Source organism: Paraburkholderia sp. (assembly GCF_047605525.1).
GTDB lineage: Bacteria > Pseudomonadota > Gammaproteobacteria > Burkholderiales > Burkholderiaceae > Paraburkholderia.
The window spans coordinates 1-21,413 of the sequence record NZ_JASGFN010000027.1; the positions used below are offsets into that span (position 1 = coordinate 1).

Genomic DNA, 21,413 nt, shown 5'->3' on the forward strand with positions numbered 1-21,413 from the left:
GCAGCCCGCGTCCGGCCAGCCCGCCGCCGGCCAGGCCGGCGGCGCTGCCGATCTGGGCGGCCTCGGCGGCCTCGGCGGCCTGGGGGGCGTGGGCGGCAACTTCGGCCAACGTCTGTCCGGGCTCGCGCAGATGCGCGGCAACCCGCGCGCGCCGCTCGTGTTCGCGGTCGCGCTGCTGATCGCGGTCGTCGCGGGCCTGTTCCTGTGGTCGCGCGCGCCGGACTACAAGGTGCTCTACAGCAATCTGTCCGACCGCGACGGCGGCTCGATCATCGCCGCGCTGCAACAGGCCAACGTGCCGTATAAGCTCTCCGACAGCGGCAGCGCGATCCTCGTGCCGGCCGAGCAGGTCCACGAAACGCGTCTGCGTCTGGCCTCGCAGGGACTGCCGAAAAGCGGCTCGGTCGGCTTCGAGCTGATGGACAACCAGAAATTCGGCATCAGCCAGTTCGACGAGCAGATCAACTATCAGCGCGCGCTCGAAGGCGAGCTCGAACGCACGATCGAATCGATCTCGTCGGTGAAATCGGCGCGCGTGCACCTGGCGATCCCGAAGCCGACCGTGTTCGTGCGCGACAAGGAACCGCCGTCGGCATCGGTGCTCGTTCAGCTATATCCGGGCCGCGTGCTCGACGAAGGCCAGGTCGTCGCGATCACGCACATGATCGCGTCGGCGGTGCCGGAAATGCCGGTGAAAGGCGTGACCGTGCTCGACCAGGACGGCAACCTGCTGACCCAGCCGAGCAACGGCAGCGGCCTCGACGCGTCGCAACTGAAGTATCGCCAGCAGATCGAGCGCAACACGCAGCAGCGCATCGACGCGATCCTCGCGCCGCTGTTCGGCGCCGGCAACGCGCATTCGCAGGTGAGCGCCGACATCGATTTCTCGCACAGCGAGCAGACCTCGGAAAACTACGGCCCGAACGGCAATCCGCAGCAGGCGGCGATCCGCAGCCAGCAGTCGAGTAGCGCGACCGAAATGTCGCAGGGCGGCGCCTCGGGCGTGCCGGGCGCGCTGTCGAACCAGCCGCCGCAGCCGGCTTCCGCGCCGATCGTCGCCGGCAACGGCGCGAGCGCGGTCAGCACGACGCCGGTCAGCGACCGCAAGGACTCGACCACCAACTACGAACTCGACAAGACCGTGCGCCACGTCGACCGGCCGATGGGCGGCATCCGCCGGCTGTCGGTCGCGGTGGTCGTCAACTACATGAAGGTGACCGACGCGAAGGGCAACGTGACGATGCAGCCGGTCAGCGCCGACAAGCTCGCGCAGATCACCCAGCTCGTGAAGGACGCGATGGGCTTCGACGCGTCGCGCGGCGATTCGGTCAACGTGGTCAACAGCGCGTTCACCGCCGAAGTCGACCCGTACGCGAACCTGCCGTGGTGGCGCACGCCGGACATGCTCGCGCTCTACAAGCAGATCGCGACCTACCTCGGCATCGGCGCGGTCGCCCTGTTCCTCTACTTCGTGATGGTGAAGCCGGCGCTGCGCCGCGCGTTCCCGCCGCCGGCCGAACCGGTCGCCGCGCTGATGTCGCCCGACGAGCCGGTGCTGCTCGATGGCATTCCGGCCGAAGAGCGCGACGGCGCCGTCGTCGAGATCGAGGCCGACCCCGAGACGCTCGCGCTCGAAAACGCGAAGCACAAGTATGAGAAGAACCTGGAGTTCGCGCGCAGCATCGCGCGCCAGGATCCGAAGATCGTCGCAACCGTCGTGAAAAACTGGGTGTCCGATGAGCGCTGAAGGCGTAGTGAAGAGCGCGCTGCTGCTGATGTCGATCGGCGAGGAAGAGGCGGCGCAGGTGTTCCGGTTCCTGGGCCCTCGCGAAGTCCAGAAGATCGGCGTCGCGATGGCCGCGCTGAAGAACGTGACCCGCGAACAGGTCGACGAAGTGCTGCAGGAGTTCGTGCGCGAGGCCGAGCAGCACACCGGCATGTCGCTCGATTCGAACGAGTACATCCGCTCGGTGCTGACCAGGGCGCTCGGCGACGACAAGGCCGGCGTCATCATCGACCGGATCCTGCAAGGGAGCGACACGAGCGGCATCGAAGGGCTCAAGTGGATGGATTCGGCGGCCGTCGCCGAACTCATCAAGAACGAGCACCCGCAGATCATCGCGACGATCCTCGTGCACCTCGACCGCGACCAGGCGTCGGAAATCTCCGCCTGCTTCAGCGAGCGGCTGCGCAACGACGTGCTGCTGCGCATCGCGACGCTCGACGGCATCCAGCCGGCCGCGCTGCGCGAGCTCGACGACGTGCTCACCGGCCTGCTCTCCGGCAGCGACAACCTGAAGCGCAGCCCGATGGGCGGTATCCGCACGGCGGCCGAAATTCTCAACTTCATGTCGAGCAACCACGAGGAAGGCGTGCTCGAAAACGTGCGCCAGTACGACGCGGAGCTCGCGCAGAAGATCATCGACCAGATGTTCGTGTTCGAGAACCTGCTCGACCTGGAAGATCGCGCGATCCAGTTGCTGCTGAAGGAAGTCGAGTCCGAGGCGCTGATCATCTCGCTGAAGGGCGCGCCGCCCGCGCTGCGCCAGAAGTTCCTGTCGAACATGTCGCAGCGCGCGGCCGAACTGCTCGCCGAAGACCTCGACGCGCGCGGCCCGGTGCGCGTCTCCGAAGTCGAGACGCAGCAGCGCCGCATCCTGCAGATCGTGCGCAACCTGGCCGAAAGCGGCCAGATCGTGATCGGCGGCAAGGCGGAAGATGCGTATGTCTGACGCGAACTCCACGGCGAAGGAAAGCCTCTCGGCCTACCAGCGCTGGGAGATGGCCTCGTTCGACCCGGTGCCGCCCGCGCCGCCGCCGTCCGAACCCGAATTCGACCGGCGCGCGTTCGAAGCGGAACTCGAGAGCCTGCGCGAAGCCGCGCGCGCGCAGGGCATCGCGTCCGGCCACGTGGCCGGCCAGGCGCTCGGCTATCAGGCCGGCTACGATCAGGGGCACGCGCAGGGCTTCGAGCAGGGCCGCAGCGAAGCGCGCGAGGAAGCGATGCGGCTTGCCGCGCTCGCCGAAACCTTCAGGACCGCGCTCGACGGCGCGCAGCTTGCGATCTCCGAAACGCTGGTCGCGCTTGCGCTCGATATCGCGCAGCAGGTCGTGCGCCAGCACGTGCAGCATGACCCGACCGCGCTGATCGCCGCGGCGCGCGAAGTGCTCGCAACCGAGCCCGCGCTGCTGGGCGCGCCGGCGCTGATCGTGAGTCCCGCCGATCTGCCGGTCGTCGAGGCTTATCTGCTCGAGGAATTGCAGACGCGCGGCTGGACCGTGCGCACCGATGCATCGGTGGAGCGCGGCGGCTGCCGCGCGCAGGCCGGCACCGGCGAAGTGGACGCGGGCATCGACACGCGCTGGCAGCGCGTCGCCGCCGCGCTCGGTAAGGTGAGCACATGGTAACGGTCGAGGAAATCTGCTCGAGCGATCTGACGCCGCTGGAACGCGAGCTCGCGCTCGCGTCGTTCGGCTCGGCGGCGCCGGCGGACACCGAAGGCTCGGATGAGCCCGGAAAGGCCGACGGCTTCAGGGGATCCGACAGCGCCACCGAGGTGCCTTCGCCCGATCCGGCCGGCGGCCACCCGATGACGGACCCCGCTTCGCGCTCCACCGCTCACGCTGCCCGCCTTCCCGCCTACGATCCCGGGCTCGACATCAATCCGCACATCCAGACCTGGCGCGGCCAGCTCGACGCGCTGCGCGCGCGCAATGCGATCGCGAAGCCACTGCGCGCGTGCGGGCGTCTGACGCGCGCGGCCGGTCTCGTACTCGAAGCCGTGGGCTTGCGGCTATCGGTCGGCGCCGAAGTGATGATCGAGCTGCCGCCCGGCAGTTCGCTGCCGATGGCCGAAGCCGAAGTGGTCGGCTTCTCCGGCGACAAGCTGTTTCTGATGCCGACCACCGAAGCGATTGGCCTGTTGCCCGGCGCGCGCGTCTATCCGCTCGAAAGCGCGCCGATCGCCGATCCGATGGCGGGCGCGAAGCGTCTGCCGGTCGGCTGGGAGCTGCTCGGCCGGGTGCTCGACGCATCGGGCCGGCCGCTCGACGGACTCGGCCCGCTCGGCACGCAACACGACGCGCCGCTCTCCGCGCCCGTCATCAATCCGCTCAATCGCGAACCGATCCATCAGGTGCTCGACGTCGGCGTGCGCGCGATCAATGCGCTGCTGACGGTCGGCCGCGGCCAGCGCATGGGCCTGTTCGCCGGCTCGGGCGTCGGTAAATCGGTGTTGCTCGGCACGATGGCGCGCTACACGAGCGCCGAGGTGATCGTGATCGGCCTGATCGGCGAACGCGGCCGCGAAGTGAAGGAGTTCATCGAACAGATTCTCGGCGAGGAAGGCCTCGCGCGCTCGGTCGTGATCGCGGCGCCCGCGGACGTGTCGCCGCTGCTGCGGATGCAGGCGGCCGCGTATTCGACATCGCTCGCCGAATATTTCCGCGACCAGGGCAAGCACGTGCTGCTGCTGATGGACTCGCTGACCCGCTACGCGATGGCGCAACGCGAGATCGCGCTGGCCGTCGGCGAGCCGCCCGCGACCAAAGGCTATCCGCCGTCGGTGTTCGCGAAGCTGCCGGCGCTCGTCGAGCGCACCGGCAACGGGCCGGCGGGCGGCGGCTCGATCACCGCGTTCTACACGGTGCTCACCGAGGGCGACGACCAGCAGGACCCGATCGCCGACTCGGCGCGCGCGATTCTCGACGGCCATATCGTGCTGTCGCGCACGCTCGCCGAGGCGGGTCACTATCCGGCGATCGATATCGAAGCGTCGATTAGCCGGGCAATGACCGCGCTGATCGACGATAACCATTTGAACAAAACGCGTATGTTCAAGCAGATGCTGTCGCGTTATCAGCGCAACCGCGATCTGATCAACGTCGGCGCATACTCGAGTGGACGCGATGCGGTGCTCGATCGCGCGATCGCACTATATCCGCGCATGGAACAGTTTCTGCAACAGGGTTTTCGTGAGTGCGCGAACTTTGAACCGAGCATCGAGATGTTGAACGCGCTGTTCGGCTAGGGCCGGTTCAGGTTGGTGGTTTACATTGATAACAGGGTTGTGCGGGCCGCCGGAAGGGCCGGGCACGATAATTGAATGAAGCGTGATACGCGACGTGTTCGCGAACGGCGTGACGCGGTGACCGGTCCTTCTGGCGGCTGGTTCCGCGACAGATTATTTTTTTAGGGGAACGTGCCTTTCCGCCCGCCTTGCGGCGTCGCCCGCCGTCCTTGCAGCGCAGGCGGAAAAGCACGTTCGCAAGCCCTTGATTGGCGTGAACCGGCCCGAGGAGGCTGACGATGGCGAAACACTTTCCGATCAAAACGCTGATCGGTCTCGCGCAGGACGACGTGGACGCCGCCGCGCAACGCCTCGGCCGCGCGCAGCGCGAACGTAACGACGTGGCGGCGCAGCTCGAGGCGCTCGTGCAGTATCGCGACGAATACCACGCGCGCTTCACCGAGAGCGCGCAGTCGGGCATGCCCGCCGGCAACATGCGCAACTTCCAGGCTTTCATCGACACGCTCGACGCCGCGATCGAGCAGCAGCGCAATCTGCTTGCGGCGGCCACCGCGCGCGTCGAAGCCGCGAAGCCCGACTGGCAGCGCCAGAAGCAGAAGCTCGGCTCGTACGAAGTGCTGCAGGCACGCGGCGAAGCGGCCGAGGCGAAGGTTGCCGCGCGGCGCGATCAGCGCGACGCCGACGAATACGCCGCACGAATTCTGCGCATGCGCGCGAAGGGCGTGTGATGCGAGCGGCGCCGGACTTCGTTGCTGAAGGCCGCCGCCCTGCGTCACACCGCGCCGCCCTGCTTCTGCGCTGCCCTACTGCGTTGCCCTACCGCACACCCCGTTTGACGGATTGACAGGATTCCCCATGTCGCTTCTTTCACAGATCGGCTCACAAATCAGCTCGCTGCTCGGCTCGGGCGGCAATGCGTCGACGGCCGCGGCCGTGAACGCAGCGGTCAACGCGAACCCGTTCGCGCAGACCTTGCAGCAGAGCATCGATCAACAAAACAGCGCGGCCGCGCAGAGCGCAAACCAGCAGCAGACGAGTTCGGCGGCGGCGTCGCAAAGCGCGTCGTCGAGCGTGCATGACGCGCCGCCGCCAGCCGCGCTCGCGCCGCGACACGCGAGCAATGGTCAGAACGGCAGTGGTTCGGCGAGCACGGCGGCGTCATCGTCGGCGCATGCGCAGCAGTCGAAGCAGAACGATACGAAGGCGCAAACCGACGCGGGCGCGCTCGCCGCCGCGGTAGCCGCCGCGCAGGCCCAGGCCCAGGCTCAGGCGCAAGCCGCCGCCAATAACGCCGACACGACCGACGCTGCGACGTCCGCGGCCGACGCGGTAGCCGGGCTGACCGGCACGGCCGCGAGCGCGCCCGGCAACGCGGCGGGCAAGAAGGGCGCCATCGATCCGAAGTCGTTGCAGGCCGCGTTGCAAAGCGCGCTCTCGGCGCTCGCGAGCGGCCAGGGCGCGGTGCCGACGCAGGCGCTCGCGAGCGGCGCGGCGGTGAAAGCCGCGACGGCGGCGAGCAGCCTCGCTGACGCGAAAGGCGGCCTGAACGGCACGGCGGACGGCAAGACACTCGCGAGCGGCCTGTTCGGCGACGGCAAGGGGGCGGGCGCCACGCACGCAGCCGTGACGACCGCCACGACGACCGCACTGACCGACCCGGCCAACGCGAAATCGGCGGTCGACGCGCTGAGCGCGGCCGCGGCGACGAACGGGCAGGCGGACAACCTCGCATCGGCCCAGAGCGCGGCCGACGCGGCGAATGCCGCGCTGGCCGCCACCCAGGCGGCGGCCAATGCCGCGAGCACGACGGCCGCGGCACAGAGCACCGGCAACGCGAGCGCGGCGGCGGCCGCGAACACGCTGGCGCCGCAGGTCGGCACGAGCGACTGGGAGGATGCGCTGAGCCAGAAGGTGGTGTTTCTGTCGAATGCGCATTCGCAGAGCGCCGAGCTGACGTTGAATCCGAAGGACCTCGGGCCGTTGCAGGTCGTGTTGCAGGTCGCGGACAACCATGCGCACGCGCTGTTCGTGTCGCAGCATCAGTCGGTGCGAGAGGCGGTCGAGGCGGCGTTGCCGAAGTTGCGGGAGGCGATGGAGTCGAATGGGATCGGGCTGGGGAGTGCGAGTGTCAGCGATGGCTTCGCGCGGCAGAGTGGTCAGCAGCAGAATGCGGGGGAGGGCCGCTCGCGCGGCGGGTCTGGTGGTGGTGGGAGTAGTGGCGCGCTGGCCGGGGATGGTGGGGATGATTTGGGTGGGGTAGTGGCGAGTGGTGCCTCGCAGCGCTCGGTGGGGATTGTTGATACCTTCGCTTGAAGGGGGCTTGCTGCGTGGGTGTTTGATCTTGTTCGGGTGGTGTGTTTTTTTGTCGTTGTTCTTGGGGGTTGGCCTTTCCTTGTATTCATGTCGGTCTGTTGGCGTTGCCCCTGTGCGGGGCGGCACCTACTTTCTTTGCTGCTGCAAAGAAAGTAGGCAAAGAAAGCAGCTTTACACCGCCAATGCTTAAGTGGGTCCCCTGGCCTGGAAGGGGTAGTGGTGCATCTGGAATCCGTGCCCTCGCACATTCCGCTTTCGTGACAAGGCCATCATTCTTCCGGCGGCGCTGCGCGCGCCGAAGTCCCGTTCAAGAACCATCGGTCGTTTTCCGGCGCCTCGCCGGGGCGCAGCCGACGGCCCCCGCTGCGCGGGCCATCTCGCCGGTTTCCCTGGCAGCCCCGTCCATGACGCACGCAGTGCGGAGTGGGAGCGGATGAGCGCTTTGTCACTGAAGCGGAGTGTGCGAGGGCACGGATTCCAGATGCACCACGACCGGCAGAGGACCGGGGTGCCCACTTAAGCATTGGCGGTGTGAAGCTGCTTTCTTTGCCTACTTTCTTTGCAGCAGCAAAGAAAGTAGGTGCCGCCCCGCACAGGGGCAACGCCAACAGACCGACATGAATGCAAGGAAAGGCCAACACCCCACGAACAACGAAAAAACCAACCCCCACCCGCAAAACTCAAAACCTAATCATCATCTTCAACAACGCATTCACCCGTTTCCCATACGGCGGCGCAATCAACCCGCGCGCATTCAGCCGCGCCTGAATCAGCACGGGCTTCATCTTCGAGAAAGTCACAAAACCCTCATACCCGTGATACGCCCCCATCCCGCTCGCGCCGACACCGCCGAACGGCAAACTCTCGCACGCGAGATGCATCAGCGTTTCGTTGACCGCCATCCCACCGGCGACCGTTTCATGCGTGACACGCTCGACTGTCCGCGCATCGTCGGCGTACAGATACAGCGCGAGCGGGCGAGGACGCGCGTTGATCCACGCGATTGCGTCGTCGAGCGTGTCGTACGGCACGAGCGGTAGCAGCGGCCCGAAAATCTCCTCCTGCATCAGTGCGCATTCGTCGGGCGCGCCTGTCACGGCGACCGGCGGAAAGCGCCGGCTCGCGGCATCGGGCACCGCATCGGTCAGCGCATGCAACTGCGCGCCGGCGGCCTGCGCTTCGTCGGCGAGGCGTTCGAGCCGCTCGAAGTGGCGCGCTGAAATGATCGACGTGTAATCCGGGTTCTGCGCGAACTCCGGATACATCTTCGCCATGCGCGAGCGCGCCCGCTCGATGAACGCCTGCTCCTTGCCGCGCGGCACCAGCACATAATCCGGCGCGACGCAGGTCTGCCCGGCGTTGAGCGTCTTGCCGGCGATCAGGTTGTCGACCGCGTTGTCGAAGCGCGCATGCGCGCCGATGATCGCCGGCGACTTGCCGCCGAGTTCGAGCGTGACCGGCGTCAGATGCGCGGCCGCCGCGCGCATCACCTCGTGACCGACTTTCGTCGAGCCGGTGAACAGCAGATGATCGAACGGCTGCGCGCTGAACGCGGCGGCGAGCGTCGCGTCGCCATTGACGACCGCCACGTGATTGCGCGCAAACGTCTGGCCGATCAGCAGCTCGAACAGCGCCGACGTGCGCGGCGTCAGCTCGGACATCTTGATGATCGCGCGATTGCCGGCCGTGAGCGCGCTGATCAGCGGGCCGACCGCCAGCAGCACCGGGTAATTCCACGGCACGATGATGCCGACCACGCCGAGCGGCTGCGGCACGACTTTCGCGCGCGCGGGCAGCAGCCATTTGTTGGTGCGGCGGCGCTGCGGCTTCATCCAGCGCTTGCCGTGACGCAGCGCGGCGTCGATCTCTTCCTTCACGAGCAGGAATTCGGCGAGCAGCACTTCCTGTTTCGCGCGATTGCCGAAGTCGGCGTGCATCGCGTCGGCGAGCGCGTCGCGATTGTCGAGCATCAGTTTGCGCAGCGCGCGCAGATGCGTCGCGCGCGTGTCCCACGACGGATACGGCGCGCGCAGATACGCATGACGTTGGTCGCGCAGCAGTGATTCGAGCGCGGCGACCTCCGGCAGATCGTTCTTCATCTGAGTCCACTCCCTGATCGATGACGGTGCGCGTGGAGCGCGCTTATTGGTTTGTATCGGGTATGCGTTGATTGGGTTTGCCGCATCGGGTCTGCGTGACAGACAGGTCGAGCCAGTGGCTTCTCCGTCGCACTCAGATGGCAAATTCAGGCGGCAAACTCACGCGGCAAGTTCAAACGGGAAATTCATACAGGAAACGCCCGCTCGATAATCGCCGCGTGATCGAACGTAGCCGGCAGTGTGCCGTACACGCGACCGCTTTCGCCGCAGCCGTCGGCGAGACGCGTCGCGATGAACGCGGCGGCGACCTCGGCCGGCGCGTGTTGCGCGAGCAGCGTCGCCTGCGCGATCAGCACGATCTGCTGCGCGATGCGCCGCGCCGAGGCTTCGCGCTGTTCCTCCGGTCCATTGAGCGTCGCGGCGAGTCTCGCGAGCGCCGCGCCCAGCGCCGGATGCGCGCGCGCCTCTTCCCGCCACGCGGCGAACAGTGCCTGCGCGGCCTGCGGTTCGCGTTCCAGCGCGCGCAGCACGTCGAGACACATCACGTTGCCCGAGCCTTCCCAGATCGAGTTGACCGGTGCTTCGCGATAGAAGCGCGCCATCGGCCCGGTTTCGACGTAGCCGTTGCCGCCCCAGACTTCCATTGCCTCGCCGGTGAATTCGAGCGCGCGCTTGCAGACCCAGTACTTCGCGGCCGGCGTAACGATGCGCCGCCATGCGCGTTCGGCGGCAGAAGCGTTGGCAGCCGCATCGCCCGAGTCCTCGAACGCGCGCGCGAGACGCATGAACAGCACCGTCGCCGCCTCCGATTCGAGCGCGAGATCGGCGAGCACGTTGCGCATCAGCGGCTGCTCGGCGAGATGCCGGCCGAACGCGCTGCGATGCCGCGCATGATGGATCGCCTGCACGAGCGCCGCGCGCATCAACGCGGCGCTGCCGATCACGCAATCGAGCCGCGTGTAGTTCGCCATTTCGATGATGGTCGGCACGCCGCGCCCTTCGTCGCCGATCAGGATGCCGTACGCGTCGAGAAATTCGACTTCGCTGCTCGCGTTCGAGCGATTGCCGAGCTTGTCCTTCAAGCGCTGGATCTGCACCGCGTTCTTGCTGCCGTCCGGCGCGAAACGCGGCACGAAAAAGCACGACAGCCCTTCGTGCGTGCCGGTGCGCGCGAGCACGAGATGCGCGTCGCACTGCGGCGCCGAGAAAAACCATTTGTGACCGACGAGCCGGTAGGCGCCGCCGCGTCCGCCGGCGTCGATGGGATGCGCGCGCGTCTGGTTACTGCGCACGTCCGAGCCGCCCTGTTTTTCGGTCATGCCCATGCCGATCATCGCCGAGCGTTTGCGCGCGAGCGGCACGTCGCGCGGATCGTGCTCGCGCGCGTACAACTGATCGCGCAGCGTACCGAACAGCGCCGGCTCGCGCTGCAAAACCGGGATGCTCGCGAAGGTCATCGTCAGCGGACACAGCGAGCCGGATTCGATCTGCGCGTGCAGAAAATAGCCGGCGCAGCGCGCGGCCATCGCGCCGGGCCGCGGATCGGAAAACGGCAGCGCGTGCAGACCTTCGCGACGCAGCAGCGCGAGCAGTTCATGCCATGCGGGATGAAACTCGAGCGCGTCGATGCGTTCGCCGCGCGGGCTGTGCGTGATGAGCCCGGGCGTGTGACGGTTCGCGAGTTCGGCGAGCGCGAGCGTGTCCGGCGTCGTCAGCGCCGCGCCGTGCCGCAGCAGCGCATCGCGATGCCACGACGCGCCATCGCGTTCGACGGCGGCGCACAACGCGGCATCGCTCGCGAACAGGTTGTAGTCCGCGAGCGGCGGCGCCTGATTCGTCACCTCGTGAGTCTGGCCGAAGCCGTGCGGTTCCATCTGCTGTCTCCGTGCTTTTTCCATTGTGCGCCGGTTTGCCGGGGTCGATCGGCCACGATCTGCCGGGCCTGTTTGATCGCCGCGGGTGATGCCGTGTGCCGGGGGGACGACGCGCGTCGCGCCATGTTTGAATGCCGTGCGCGGCCGGTTGGACGCCGCGCGCGGGCTATGCGCACTGATCGCGCGCGTCTTTCATCATAGGGGCGCGACGCCGCCGGCGTTTAGAGGAATCGCTCTGGCCCGAAGCCGCCGCAGCCCCGAAACGCTCCCTACAATGCGCGTAAAACACACGTAGACAAGTGTGCACGAGACAGGGGCCGCGAGCAACGCGGCCCATCAGGAGGAGCGCATGCAATACGACTACATCATCGTCGGCGCGGGCTCGGGCGGGTGCTCGCTCGCGAGCCGTCTCGCGGATCGCTGCCCCGACGCGACCATCGCGCTGATCGAAGCGGGACCGCACACCGACCGCAATCTGTTCGTGAACATGCCGGTCGGCGTCGCTGCGGTGGTGCCGCACAAGCTCAAGACCAACTACGGCTATCTGACCACGCCGCAGCCGGGACTCGCCGGCCGCCGGGGCTATCAGCCGCGCGGGCGCGGCTTCGGCGGATCGAGCGCGATCAACGCGATGGTCTATACGCGCGGCCATCCGCTCGATTACGACGAATGGGCGGCGCTCGGCTGCGACGGCTGGTCGTGGGCCGACGTGCTGCCGTATTTCCGCCGCGCCGAAGGCAACGAATGCGGCGCCGATGCATGGCACGGCGACGCCGGGCCGCTGACCGTGTCCGATCTGCGTTTTCAGAATCCGTTTTCGAAACGCTTCGTGCAGGCCGCGCTCGAAGCGGGCTACAAGCCGAACCCCGATTTCAACGGCGCGGACCAGGAAGGCGTCGGCTTCTATCAGGTGACGCAGCGCGACGGCCGCCGTTGCAGCGTCGCGCGCGCGTATATCTACGATCGCCCGCGCGCCAATCTGCACACCATTGCCGATGCGACCGTGCTGCGCGTCGTGTTCGACGGCAAACGCGCGAGCGGCGTCGAGATCGTGCGCGGCGGGCGCGGCGAAACGCTCGACGCGCGCGCCGAGGTCGTGCTCGCCGCGGGAGCGTTCAATTCGCCGCAACTGTTGATGTGCGCGGGCATCGGGCCGGCCGACCATTTGCGCTCGCTCGGCATCGATGTGCTGCTCGATGCGCCGGAGGTCGGCCGGAACCTGATCGACCACGTCGATTTCACGATCAACAAGCGCGTACCGTCGATCGAGCCGACCGGCTTTTCGGTGCGCGGCATCGCGCGGATGCTGCCGCAGTTCGTCACGTTCATGCGGCACGGGCGCGGGATGCTGTCGAGCAACGTTGCTGAGGCGGGCGGTTTTCTGAAGAGCCGGCCGACGCTCGATCGGCCCGATCTGCAACTGCATTTCTGCGCGGCGATCGTCGACGATCACAACCGCCATATGCATTGGGGGCACGGTTATTCGCTGCACGTGTGCGTGTTGCGTCCGCATAGCCGTGGCACGGTGACGCTGGCGAGCGCCGATGCGCGCGTCGCGCCGCTGATCGATCCGCGATTTTTGAGCGATGCGCGCGATCTCGATCTGCTCGTCGACGGCGTGAAGATGGCGCGGCGCATTCTCGATGCGCCATCGCTCGCGCTGCATGGCGGCCGTGAGCTGTATACGCGGCCGGGGCAGTCGGATGCCGAGCTGCGTCAAACCATCGCCGCGCATGCGGACACGATTTATCACCCGGTCGCGACTTGCCGCATGGGTGGCGATGCGGGCTCGGTCGTCGATCCGCAATTGCGCGTGCGCGGCGTGACGGGCTTGAGGATCGTCGATGCGTCGGTAATGCCGACGCTGATCGGCGGCAACACCAATGCGCCGACGGTGATGATGGGCGAGCGCGCGGCGGAGTTGATCGCGGCGGCGCGGCGGGAGGGAGCATTGAACCCAGCGGCGATGGCCGCGAGCGCAAGCGCGGGTGGGGTGGCGGCGCGGGCAGCGTGACAGGACGCGTTGCCGGATGTGCCACGCGGCGCGACCGCTCGCCGCGTTCCACTCTCCCGTCTACTCGCCCTGCGGCGCCGCAATCCCGTTGAAGCCAATTCCCGGCCCGAGCATGAAATCATCGCTGACCTGGGTCGGCAGCGTCTCGCGCGCGACGTCGAGCCACGCGCGCGCCGCATGCGACAGATAGCCGTTGCGGCGCCAGCCGATCGCCATTTCCCACGGAATTTCCGGCTCGACGACCGGCAAACAGGTGAACTGCGCGGGATCGAGCCGCCGGCAATACGGCGCGGGCAATAGCGCGATGCCGACGCCGGCCAGCACCAGCGCCGCCATGAAATCCCAATGCCCGCTGCGCCCGACGATTGCCGGCGCGAAACCCGCCGCGCGGCACGCGTTCAGCACGACGTCGTTCAGCGCCAGGCTCTCGCCGTAGAACACGAACGGCTCGTTCGCGAGCTGCGCGAGCGGCACTTCGCTCAACGCGTCCCAACGTGAACCGGTACGCGCGACGAGCCACAGCAACTGGCGGCTCATCGGCAGCACGTCGATGTTGTCGGGATCGACCGGCTGCAGCACGCCGCCGAGTTCGAGTTCGCCATTGATCAGCGCCGCTTCGATCGCGCGCGAACCCTGTTCGAACAGCTTCAGCTCGATCTTCGGATAGCGCTGGCGAAACGCGGCGATCGCCGGCGTGAACAGCGCACCGCCCATCGGCGGGATGCCGATCGTCAGCTCGCCGCGCCCGAGCGTGTCGAGATCGTCGAGTTCCGCCTGCAACCGCGCGTGCGCGGCGAGCACGTCCTGGCCGCGCTGATAGACGATCCGGCCGGCGTCGGTGAGCACCATCTGCCGGCCGTCGCGCAGCAGCAGCGGCGAGCCGATCTCGTCCTCGAGCGATTTGACCATCTTGCTGATGGTCGGCTGCGTGACGAACATCTGCTCGGCGGCGACGGTGAAGCTCTGTTGACGGACCACTTCGACGAAATAGCGCAACGCACGGAGTTCCATGATTCCGCTCTCCAGAATTCCAGATTGGAATGATCTGGATGATTGTAAGTCATTATGTTTATGATGCGGCGCTCCCTATACTGGCTTTCATTCGAAGCTCATTCAGGGAATGTCATGGCCGCGCCGGGTTTCACTCGCTCAACGACGTCCGCCGCTGCCGGCCGCGCGGGCGGCGCGTCGGGCCTCGGCCGCGTGGCGCGGATCGTCGTGCAGAGCGCCGCGATCGCCGCGCTCTGGATGGCCGCCGATTGCGCCGCGCGCAAGCTGCATCTGCCAGTGCCGGGCGGCGTGATCGGTCTTGCCGTGCTGCTCGCGCTGCTGTTCAGCGGCGGCATCGCGCCGCGCTGGGTCAAGGCCGGCGCCGACTGGCTGCTGTCCGACATGCTGCTGTTCTTTATCCCGGCCGCGGTCGCCGCCGTGCAATACGGCGGTCTGTTCCGCGCGGACGGCTGGCGCCTCGCGCTGGTCGTGATCGCGGGCACGCTGATGGTGATGGTCGCGGTGGCCTGCGCGGTCGATCAGGCCGCGCGGCTCGAACGGCGTCTCGCGCTGCGGCGCGTGTTGGTCGCGCGAAACGCGGCCGCTCTTCCGCGTGCCCGGCAATGAGCGCGCGCTATTCGTCGCTCTTTGCGTCGCTGCCTGCCGACGACGCGTCGCGCCTGATCGCGGCCGGCTGTCTCGTGCTGACGGTCGCGCTGTATGTCGCGTCGAAGGCGCTGTACGCGCGCGTCCGCTCGCCGTGGCTCACGCCGATGCTGACGGTGCCCGCCGCGCTCGTCGCAATCGTCGTGCTCGCGCACATTCCGTATCGGGTCTACTTCGCTGACACGCGCTGGCTGATGTGGCTGCTCGGTCCGGCGACGGTCGCGTTCGCGGTGCCGATCTACGAGTACCGCGCGCTGCTGAAACGCCACTGGATTTCGCTCACCGTCGGCGTGACGGTCGGTATCGTAGTCGCGGTCGGCGGCTCGCTGATGCTCGCGAAGCTGCTGCATCTGTCGCCGGAATTGCAGCGCAGCCTGATGACGCGCTCGGTGTCGACGCCGTTCGCGCTCGCGGTCTGCGACAGGATTCATGCGCCGAAGGATCTGAGCGCGCTGTTCGTGATCGCGACGGGCGTCTGCGGAATGCTGTTCGGCGAATTCGTGCTCGCGTTCGTGCCGCTGCGCACGCGCCTCGCGCGCGGCGCGCTGTTCGGCGCGGCCGCGCACGGCGTCGGCACCGCGAAGGCGCGCGAACTCGGCAGCGAGGAGGGCGTGGTCGCGAGCCTGACGATGATGATCGCCGGCGTCGCGATGGTGCTGCTTGCGCCGATGCTGGGGCTGTTGCCGATTTGAAGCCGGGGGCTGTCTCCGCGGGCCACGCACTATCGTGATGTGCCCGGCTGGTCATGCGTTCGCGCGCCTCGCCCGTCCCGCGACGCCGTCATCCCGATTTGCTACAATCGCCGTTCGTCTTCGAGGAGCGTTGCGACGGGTACCGCGGATCCTTATTCGCCGGCCGCCTGCCAGGCTCGAAGGCTTCAATCGGAGGGCCGGGATGCGCGTCGCGCGCTCCCATCCACCGCATCAAACCGCGCTCACGTCACATTTCTAGTCAATTTTTTAGAAAGGAGGGCGTGATGAACGCCGCAGTCATCGATTCCCAAAAACAGGATTACGTCGTTGCCGACATGTCGCTCGCCGACTGGGGCCGCAAGGAACTCACGATCGCCGAGACCGAAATGCCCGGCCTCATGCAAACGCGTGAAGAGTACAAGGCGCAGCAGCCGCTGAAGGGCGCGCGCATTGCCGGCTCGTTGCACATGACGATCCAGACCGGTGTGCTGATCGAAACGTTGACCGCGCTCGGCGCGGATGTGCGCTGGGCCTCCTGCAACATCTTCTCGACCCAGGACCATGCCGCTGCCGCGATCGCGCAGGCCGGCACGCCGGTGTTCGCGTTCAAGGGCGAATCGCTCGACGAATACTGGGAGTTCTCGCACCGCATCTTCGAATGGCCGAACGGCGAGTTCGCCAACATGATTCTCGACGACGGCGGCGACGCGACGCTCCTGCTGATCCTCGGTTCGAAGGCCGAAAAAGACCGCTCGGTGATCGCCAAACCGACCAACGAGGAAGAAGTCGCGCTGTACAAGTCGATCGCGAAGCACCTCGACGCGGATCCGGTGTGGTACTCGACGCGCCTCGCGCACATCAAGGGCGTCACCGAGGAAACCACGACCGGCGTGCACCGTCTGTACCAGATGGAAAAGGAAGGCCGTCTGCCGTTCCCCGCGATCAACGTCAACGACTCGGTCACGAAGTCGAAATTCGACAACCTGTACGGCTGCCGCGAGTCGCTGGTCGACGGCATCAAGCGCGCGACCGACGTGATGATCGCGGGCAAGATCGCGGTCGTCGCCGGTTACGGCGACGTGGGCAAGGGTTGCGCGCAATCGCTGCGCGGTCTGGGCGCGACCGTGTGGGTCACCGAAATCGATCCGATCTGCGCGCTGCAGGCGGCGATGGAAGGCTACCGCGTCGTGACGATGGAATACGCGGCCGACAAGGCCGACATCTTCGTGACCGCGACCGGCAACTACCACGTGCTCAACCACGACCACCTGAAGGCGATGCGCCATAACGCGATCGTCTGCAACATCGGCCACTTCGACTCGGAAATCGACGTCGCGTCGACCCGCCAGTACCAGTGGGAAAACATCAAGCCGCAAGTCGACCACATCATTTTCCCGGACGGCAAGCGCGTGATCCTGCTGGCCGAAGGCCGTCTCGTGAACCTCGGCTGCGCGACCGGCCACCCGTCGTTCGTGATGTCGAACTCGTTCACGAACCAGACGCTCGCGCAGATCGAACTGTTCACGCAGGGCGCGAAGTACCAGAACAAGGTGTACGTGCTGCCGAAGCATCTCGACGAGAAGGTCGCGCGTCTGCATCTGGCGCGCATCGGCGCGAACCTGACCGTGCTGTCGGACGAACAGGCCGGCTACATCGGCGTCGACAAGAACGGTCCGTTCAAGCCGAACCACTACCGCTACTAAGCTCGCGCCCGCCGCGAGCCTGCCGTGCGCATCGCCGCACCCGGGCTCGCGGGCGCGGCGGCGCCGGCGGCATGACGGTCTGATCACGGGCGGCGCGCAATGCGCCGCTTTGTTCGCCGGCGCCGCTTTTCGTTACATGGACAGCCTGCCCCCGCAGGTGCTTACAAGGAGCTCTCTACATGACCGTGCTGCTGACCTGGCTCATCAACGCGCTCGCGCTGCTGATCATCACCTACCTCGTGCCGTCGATCCATATTCGCAGCTTCGGCACGGCGCTGATCGTCGCGATCGTGCTCGGCCTCATCAATACGGTGCTGCGCCCGGTGCTGATCCTGCTCACGCTGCCCGTCACGATCCTCACGCTCGGCCTCTTCATCCTCGTCGTCAATGCGCTGTGCTTCTGGCTGTGCGCGTCGCTGTTGAAGGGCTTCGAGGTGTCGGGCTTCTGGTCGGCGTTCTTCGGCTCGATCCTGTACAGCATCGTGTCGTGGCTGCTGTCCGCGCTTATTTTCGGCAACCGCAGCCTCGGTTGACCTCCCTGAATATGAATCCGATCGAACTTTCATTCGAATTCTTCCCGCCGAAAACGCAGGAAGGCGTCGACAAACTGCGCGCGACGCGCGCGCAACTCGTGCCGCTCAAACCCAAGTTCGTGTCCGTCACCTTCGGCGCCGGCGGCTCGACGCAGCAAGGCACGCTCGATACCGTCGTCGACATGGCGAAGGAAGGGCTCGAAGCGGCGCCGCATCTGTCGTGCGTCGGCTCGTCGAAGGAAAGCCTGCGCGCGATCCTTAACGAGTACCGCGCGCACGGTATCCGCCATATCGTCGCGCTGCGCGGCGATCTGCCGTCCGGCATGGGCGCGGTCGGCGAGCTGCGCTATGCGTCGGAGCTCGTCAGCTTCATCCGCGCCGAGTTCGGCGACTGGTTCTGGATCGAGGTGGCCGGCTACCCGGAATACCATCCGCAGGCGCGCTCGCCGCGTCACGATCTCGAGAACTTCGCGCGCAAGGTGAAGGCCGGCGCGAATTCGGCGATCACGCAGTACTTCTTCAATGCGGACGCGTATTTCCGTTTCGTCGACGATGCGCGCCGGCTCGGCGTCGACGTGCCGATCGTGCCCGGCATCATGCCGATCACGAACTTCTCGCAACTGATGCGCTTCTCCGAGATGTGCGGCGCCGAAGTGCCGCGCTGGATCGCGCGCCGGCTGGAGAGCTTCGGCGACGACCGCGAGTCGATCCGCGAGTTCGGGCTCGATGTCGTGACGGACCTGTGCCAGCGGCTCGTCGACGCGAAGGTGCCGGGCCTGCACTTCTACACGCTGAACGCCGCGACGGCGACGAAGTCGATCTGCGAACGGCTGGGCGTGTAAAGCAGCGCTCGATCTGTCGAACGAGGGGGCGGTCTGCAATGGGTGAAGAACCCATCCGGGCCAGGAAGCACACCGCCTGATCGGCATGGCTGCCACCATTATCGGCATCATTCGATGTCAAAATGTGTGCCTATCAGTCGAATGACCTGCCAGGAGTGACCATGCGAACCACGATCGCCCTTGATGACGATTTGCTGTCCAAAGCCCAGGCCTATACGGGTATCCAGGAAAAATCGGCACTCGTGCGCGAGGCGCTCAAAGCCCTGATCCAGCGTGAAGCGGCCAAACGGCTCATCAACCTTGGCGGGAGCCAGCCCGGTATCGAAGCCGCTCCGCGTCGTCGCCGGGACGCGGAATGATCCTTGTCGATACGTCCGTCTGGATCGACCACATCAATGCGTCCGATCCAGTGCTGGTCGGTCTGCTGGCAGACGGCCAGGTGCTCGTTCACCCGTTCGTGATTGCCGAGATCGCACTCGGCAGCCTGCGAAATCGTGAGGCCGTGCTCGGCGCATTGCGCGATTTGCCGGGCACGCTTGTCGCAACGCCCGAGGAAACGCTGTTCCTCATCGAGCGCGAAGGGCTGTTCAACCGTGGCATCGGCTACGTGGACACGTCGTTGCTGGCCTCCGCGCGCTTGCAGCCGGGAACGACTGTTTGGACGCGGGACAAGCGATTGGCGAAAGCGGTCGATGACCTGGGGCTGACGCCAGACCTGTTGCACTAGTCCATTCCAAAACCCGGCGCTACTGATGATCCCAGGTCTGAATCCGCCTCAAATAGCGTGGTAAGTCCCTGTTGAAGCTCATTTTTGTGCTGTCTATGATCGAAGCGCAGCTAACCCGGCTGCTGTGCGGAGGACGATATGACAGTGACAGGAAAGACCGCGGCACAACGGCTGCTCGCGCTTCAGCAGTTCTGCCTTCCCGCTCTCGCCGCGTTCGCGGTGGCCGTGAGCGGTCTCGCGCCCGCCGCGTCGCAGGCGGCTTCGCTGCCGGACAAGACGCTCGTGTTCTGCTCCGAGGGCAGCCCGGCCGGCTTCGACACCGCGCAATACACGACCAGCGTCGAGTTCAGCGCCGGCTCGTACACGGTCTATAACCGGCTCGTCGAATTTGCGCATGGCAGCACGGACATCGAGCCGGGCCTTGCGGAGAAATGGGACGTCTCGCCGGACGGTCTCACCTACACGTTCCACCTGCGCCACGGCGTCAAATTCCAGACCACGTCGTTCTTCAAGCCGACGCGCGAATTCAACGCGGACGATGTCGTGTTTACCTACGAGCGCATGCTCGATCCCGAGAATCCGTTCCGCAAGGCGTATCCGGTCAATTTCCCGTACTTCAACGATCTCGGTCTCGCGAAGAACATCGCGAAGATCGAGAAGATCGATCCGTACACCGTGCGCTTCACGCTGAAGGAGGTCGACGCGCCGTTCCTGCAACAGATCGCGATGCCGTTCGCGTCGATCCTGTCCGCTGAATATGCGGACCAGTTGCTGAAGGCGGGCAAGGCGTCCGACATCAACCAGTATCCGGTCGGCACCGGTCCGTTCATTTTCCGCAGCTATACGAAGGACGATACGATCCGCTTCGACGGCAATCCCGATTATTGGAAGCCGGGTGTCGTGAAGGTCGGCAAGCTCATTTTCGCGATCACGGTCGATCCGGCGGTGCGCCTGCAAAAACTGAAACGCGGCGAATGCCAGGTGATGAGCTATCCACGTCCCGCCGATATCGCCGCGGTGAAGGCCGATTCGTCGCTCGCGATGCCGAGCGAGGTGGGCTTCAACCTCGGCTATATCGCGTACAACACGACGAAAAAGCCGCTCGACAACGTGCTCGTGCGCCGCGCGCTCGATATGTCGGTCAACAAGAAGGCGATCATCGAGGCGGTCTATCAGGGCGCGGGCCAGGCGGCGACCAATCCGATGCCGCCGACGCAATGGGGCTATGACAAGAATCTGAAAGACGCGCCGTACGACGTCGACAAGGCGAAAGCGCTGCTCAAGGAGGCGGGCTATCCGGACGGCTTTGACCTGACCTTGTGGGCGATGCCGGTGCAGCGGCCGTACAACCCGAACGCGCGCCTGATGGCGGAAATGCTGCAAAGCGACTGGGCGAAGATCGGTGTCAAGGTGAAGATCGGCACGTACGAGTGGGGCGAGTACATCCGCCGCGCGCATGCGGGCGAGCACGAAGCGATGCTGATCGGATGGACCGGCGATTACGGCGACCCGGACAACTGGCTCGGCGTGTTGCTCGGCTGCGACGCGGTCAACGGCAGCAACTTTTCGAAGTGGTGCTACAAGCCTTACGACGACCTGATCAAGCAGGGCCGCAGCACGACCAACATGGCCGATCGCACCAAGGCTTACACGCAGGCGCAGGAAATCTTCAAGGATCAGGTGCCGTTCACGCCGATCGCGCATTCCACCGTGTATCAGCCAATCAGCAAGAACGTGGTGGGCTTCAAGATCGATCCGTTCGGGCCGACGCAATTCATGGGAGTAGGACTCAAATAAGCGCAGGCGGCGCGTTTTTGCGGCGCTTGCGCCGCCCGTCCGTCGACGCGAACCGCCCGTGCGGGCCGCGCCGGCGGGCGGTTTGACGCTTGCCGCGGGTGTTTCCGATAGTCAACAGCGGGAATTTCCTCCG

The 21,413-nt window shown here is 66.3% G+C and carries 18 protein-coding genes and 1 riboswitch; of the genes, 15 read left to right on the plus strand and 3 right to left on the minus strand.

Annotation, left to right across the window (positions count from 1 at the left end):
* The 6 genes from fliF to QM685_RS30100 form a co-directional block, all read left to right on the plus strand.
* The coding region (gene fliF, locus QM685_RS30075) for a flagellar basal-body MS-ring/collar protein FliF (protein ID WP_415122311.1) at positions 1 to 1,747 on the plus strand (1,747 nt) is incomplete at its 5' end.
* Positions 1,737 to 2,732, plus strand: coding sequence for a flagellar motor switch protein FliG (fliG, locus tag QM685_RS30080; RefSeq protein ID WP_415122313.1), 996 nt, complete (start codon positions 1,737 to 1,739; stop codon positions 2,730 to 2,732). The genes fliF and fliG, both read left to right, overlap by 11 nt.
* Positions 2,719 to 3,408: a flagellar assembly protein FliH gene (fliH, locus tag QM685_RS30085; protein ID WP_415122315.1), complete on the plus strand. Its 690-nt coding sequence runs from the start codon at positions 2,719 to 2,721 to the stop codon at positions 3,406 to 3,408. Before fliG ends, fliH begins: the two co-directional genes overlap by 14 nt.
* Complete coding sequence (gene fliI, locus QM685_RS30090) at positions 3,402 to 5,030, plus strand: flagellar protein export ATPase FliI (RefSeq protein WP_415122317.1); 1,629 nt, start codon at positions 3,402 to 3,404, stop codon at positions 5,028 to 5,030. Before fliH ends, fliI begins: the two co-directional genes overlap by 7 nt.
* 278 nt (positions 5,031 to 5,308) lie before the next feature.
* Positions 5,309 to 5,758 carry a flagellar export protein FliJ gene (fliJ, locus tag QM685_RS30095; protein ID WP_415122319.1) on the plus strand — a complete coding sequence of 150 codons (450 nt, stop codon included), beginning with the start codon at positions 5,309 to 5,311 and terminating at the stop codon, positions 5,756 to 5,758.
* 127 nt (positions 5,759 to 5,885) lie between these two features.
* The gene (locus QM685_RS30100) at positions 5,886 to 7,343 is read left to right on the plus strand and encodes a flagellar hook-length control protein FliK (RefSeq protein ID WP_415122321.1); all 1,458 of its coding nucleotides are present in this window, start codon (positions 5,886 to 5,888) and stop codon (positions 7,341 to 7,343) included.
* A gap of 680 nt (positions 7,344 to 8,023) precedes the next feature.
* Here QM685_RS30100 and QM685_RS30105 read toward each other — a convergent pair.
* Both QM685_RS30105 and QM685_RS30110 read right to left on the minus strand, forming a co-directional pair.
* Positions 8,024 to 9,442, minus strand: a complete 1,419-nt coding sequence (locus tag QM685_RS30105; RefSeq protein WP_415122323.1) for a coniferyl aldehyde dehydrogenase — start codon at positions 9,440 to 9,442, stop codon at positions 8,024 to 8,026.
* A gap of 185 nt (positions 9,443 to 9,627) precedes the next feature.
* A complete protein-coding gene (locus tag QM685_RS30110; RefSeq protein ID WP_415122325.1) occupies positions 9,628 to 11,316 on the minus strand; it encodes an isovaleryl-CoA dehydrogenase in 1,689 nt (562 codons plus the stop codon).
* A 349-nt stretch (positions 11,317 to 11,665) separates the two neighbouring features.
* On the opposite strand from QM685_RS30110, the gene QM685_RS30115 reads away from it, so the two are divergent.
* Positions 11,666 to 13,330, plus strand: a complete 1,665-nt coding sequence (locus tag QM685_RS30115) for a GMC family oxidoreductase (RefSeq protein ID WP_415122327.1) — start codon at positions 11,666 to 11,668, stop codon at positions 13,328 to 13,330.
* 60 nt (positions 13,331 to 13,390) lie between these two features.
* Here QM685_RS30115 and QM685_RS30120 read toward each other — a convergent pair whose 3' ends face one another.
* Positions 13,391 to 14,341, minus strand: a complete 951-nt coding sequence (locus QM685_RS30120; RefSeq protein ID WP_415122329.1) for a LysR substrate-binding domain-containing protein — start codon at positions 14,339 to 14,341, stop codon at positions 13,391 to 13,393.
* A gap of 114 nt (positions 14,342 to 14,455) precedes the next feature.
* Between QM685_RS30120 and QM685_RS30125 the strand changes: the two genes are divergently transcribed.
* The 8 genes from QM685_RS30125 (at position 14,456) to QM685_RS30160 (ending at position 21,280) form a co-directional block, all read left to right on the plus strand.
* On the plus strand, positions 14,456 to 14,947 hold the full coding sequence (locus QM685_RS30125; RefSeq protein WP_415122331.1) for a CidA/LrgA family protein: 492 nt from the start codon (positions 14,456 to 14,458) through the stop codon (positions 14,945 to 14,947).
* Positions 14,944 to 15,678, plus strand: a complete 735-nt coding sequence (locus QM685_RS30130) for an LrgB family protein (protein ID WP_415122333.1) — start codon at positions 14,944 to 14,946, stop codon at positions 15,676 to 15,678. The genes QM685_RS30125 and QM685_RS30130 overlap by 4 nt, the downstream gene beginning before the upstream one ends.
* Positions 15,679 to 15,794: 116 nt before the next feature.
* Positions 15,795 to 15,929: riboswitch (S-adenosyl-L-homocysteine riboswitch) on the plus strand.
* 33 nt (positions 15,930 to 15,962) lie between these two features.
* A complete protein-coding gene (ahcY, locus tag QM685_RS30135; protein ID WP_415122335.1) occupies positions 15,963 to 17,381 on the plus strand; it encodes an adenosylhomocysteinase in 1,419 nt (472 codons plus the stop codon).
* A gap of 179 nt (positions 17,382 to 17,560) precedes the next feature.
* Positions 17,561 to 17,914 (plus strand): phage holin family protein, encoded by a 354-nt coding sequence (locus QM685_RS30140; protein ID WP_233832590.1) that lies wholly within the window; start codon positions 17,561 to 17,563, stop codon positions 17,912 to 17,914.
* Positions 17,915 to 17,925: 11 nt separating this feature from the next.
* On the plus strand, positions 17,926 to 18,756 hold the full coding sequence (gene metF / locus QM685_RS30145) for a methylenetetrahydrofolate reductase [NAD(P)H] (RefSeq protein ID WP_415122497.1): 831 nt from the start codon (positions 17,926 to 17,928) through the stop codon (positions 18,754 to 18,756).
* 161 nt (positions 18,757 to 18,917) lie between these two features.
* On the plus strand, positions 18,918 to 19,115 hold the full coding sequence (locus QM685_RS30150) for a type II toxin-antitoxin system VapB family antitoxin (RefSeq protein WP_415122337.1): 198 nt from the start codon (positions 18,918 to 18,920) through the stop codon (positions 19,113 to 19,115).
* Positions 19,112 to 19,483 (plus strand): type II toxin-antitoxin system VapC family toxin, encoded by a 372-nt coding sequence (locus tag QM685_RS30155; protein ID WP_415122339.1) that lies wholly within the window; start codon positions 19,112 to 19,114, stop codon positions 19,481 to 19,483. The genes QM685_RS30150 and QM685_RS30155 overlap by 4 nt, the downstream gene beginning before the upstream one ends.
* 138 nt (positions 19,484 to 19,621) lie before the next feature.
* Positions 19,622 to 21,280 carry an ABC transporter substrate-binding protein gene (locus tag QM685_RS30160; protein ID WP_415122341.1) on the plus strand — a complete coding sequence of 553 codons (1,659 nt, stop codon included), beginning with the start codon at positions 19,622 to 19,624 and terminating at the stop codon, positions 21,278 to 21,280.
* The last annotated feature ends 133 nt before the right edge of the window (positions 21,281 to 21,413 follow it).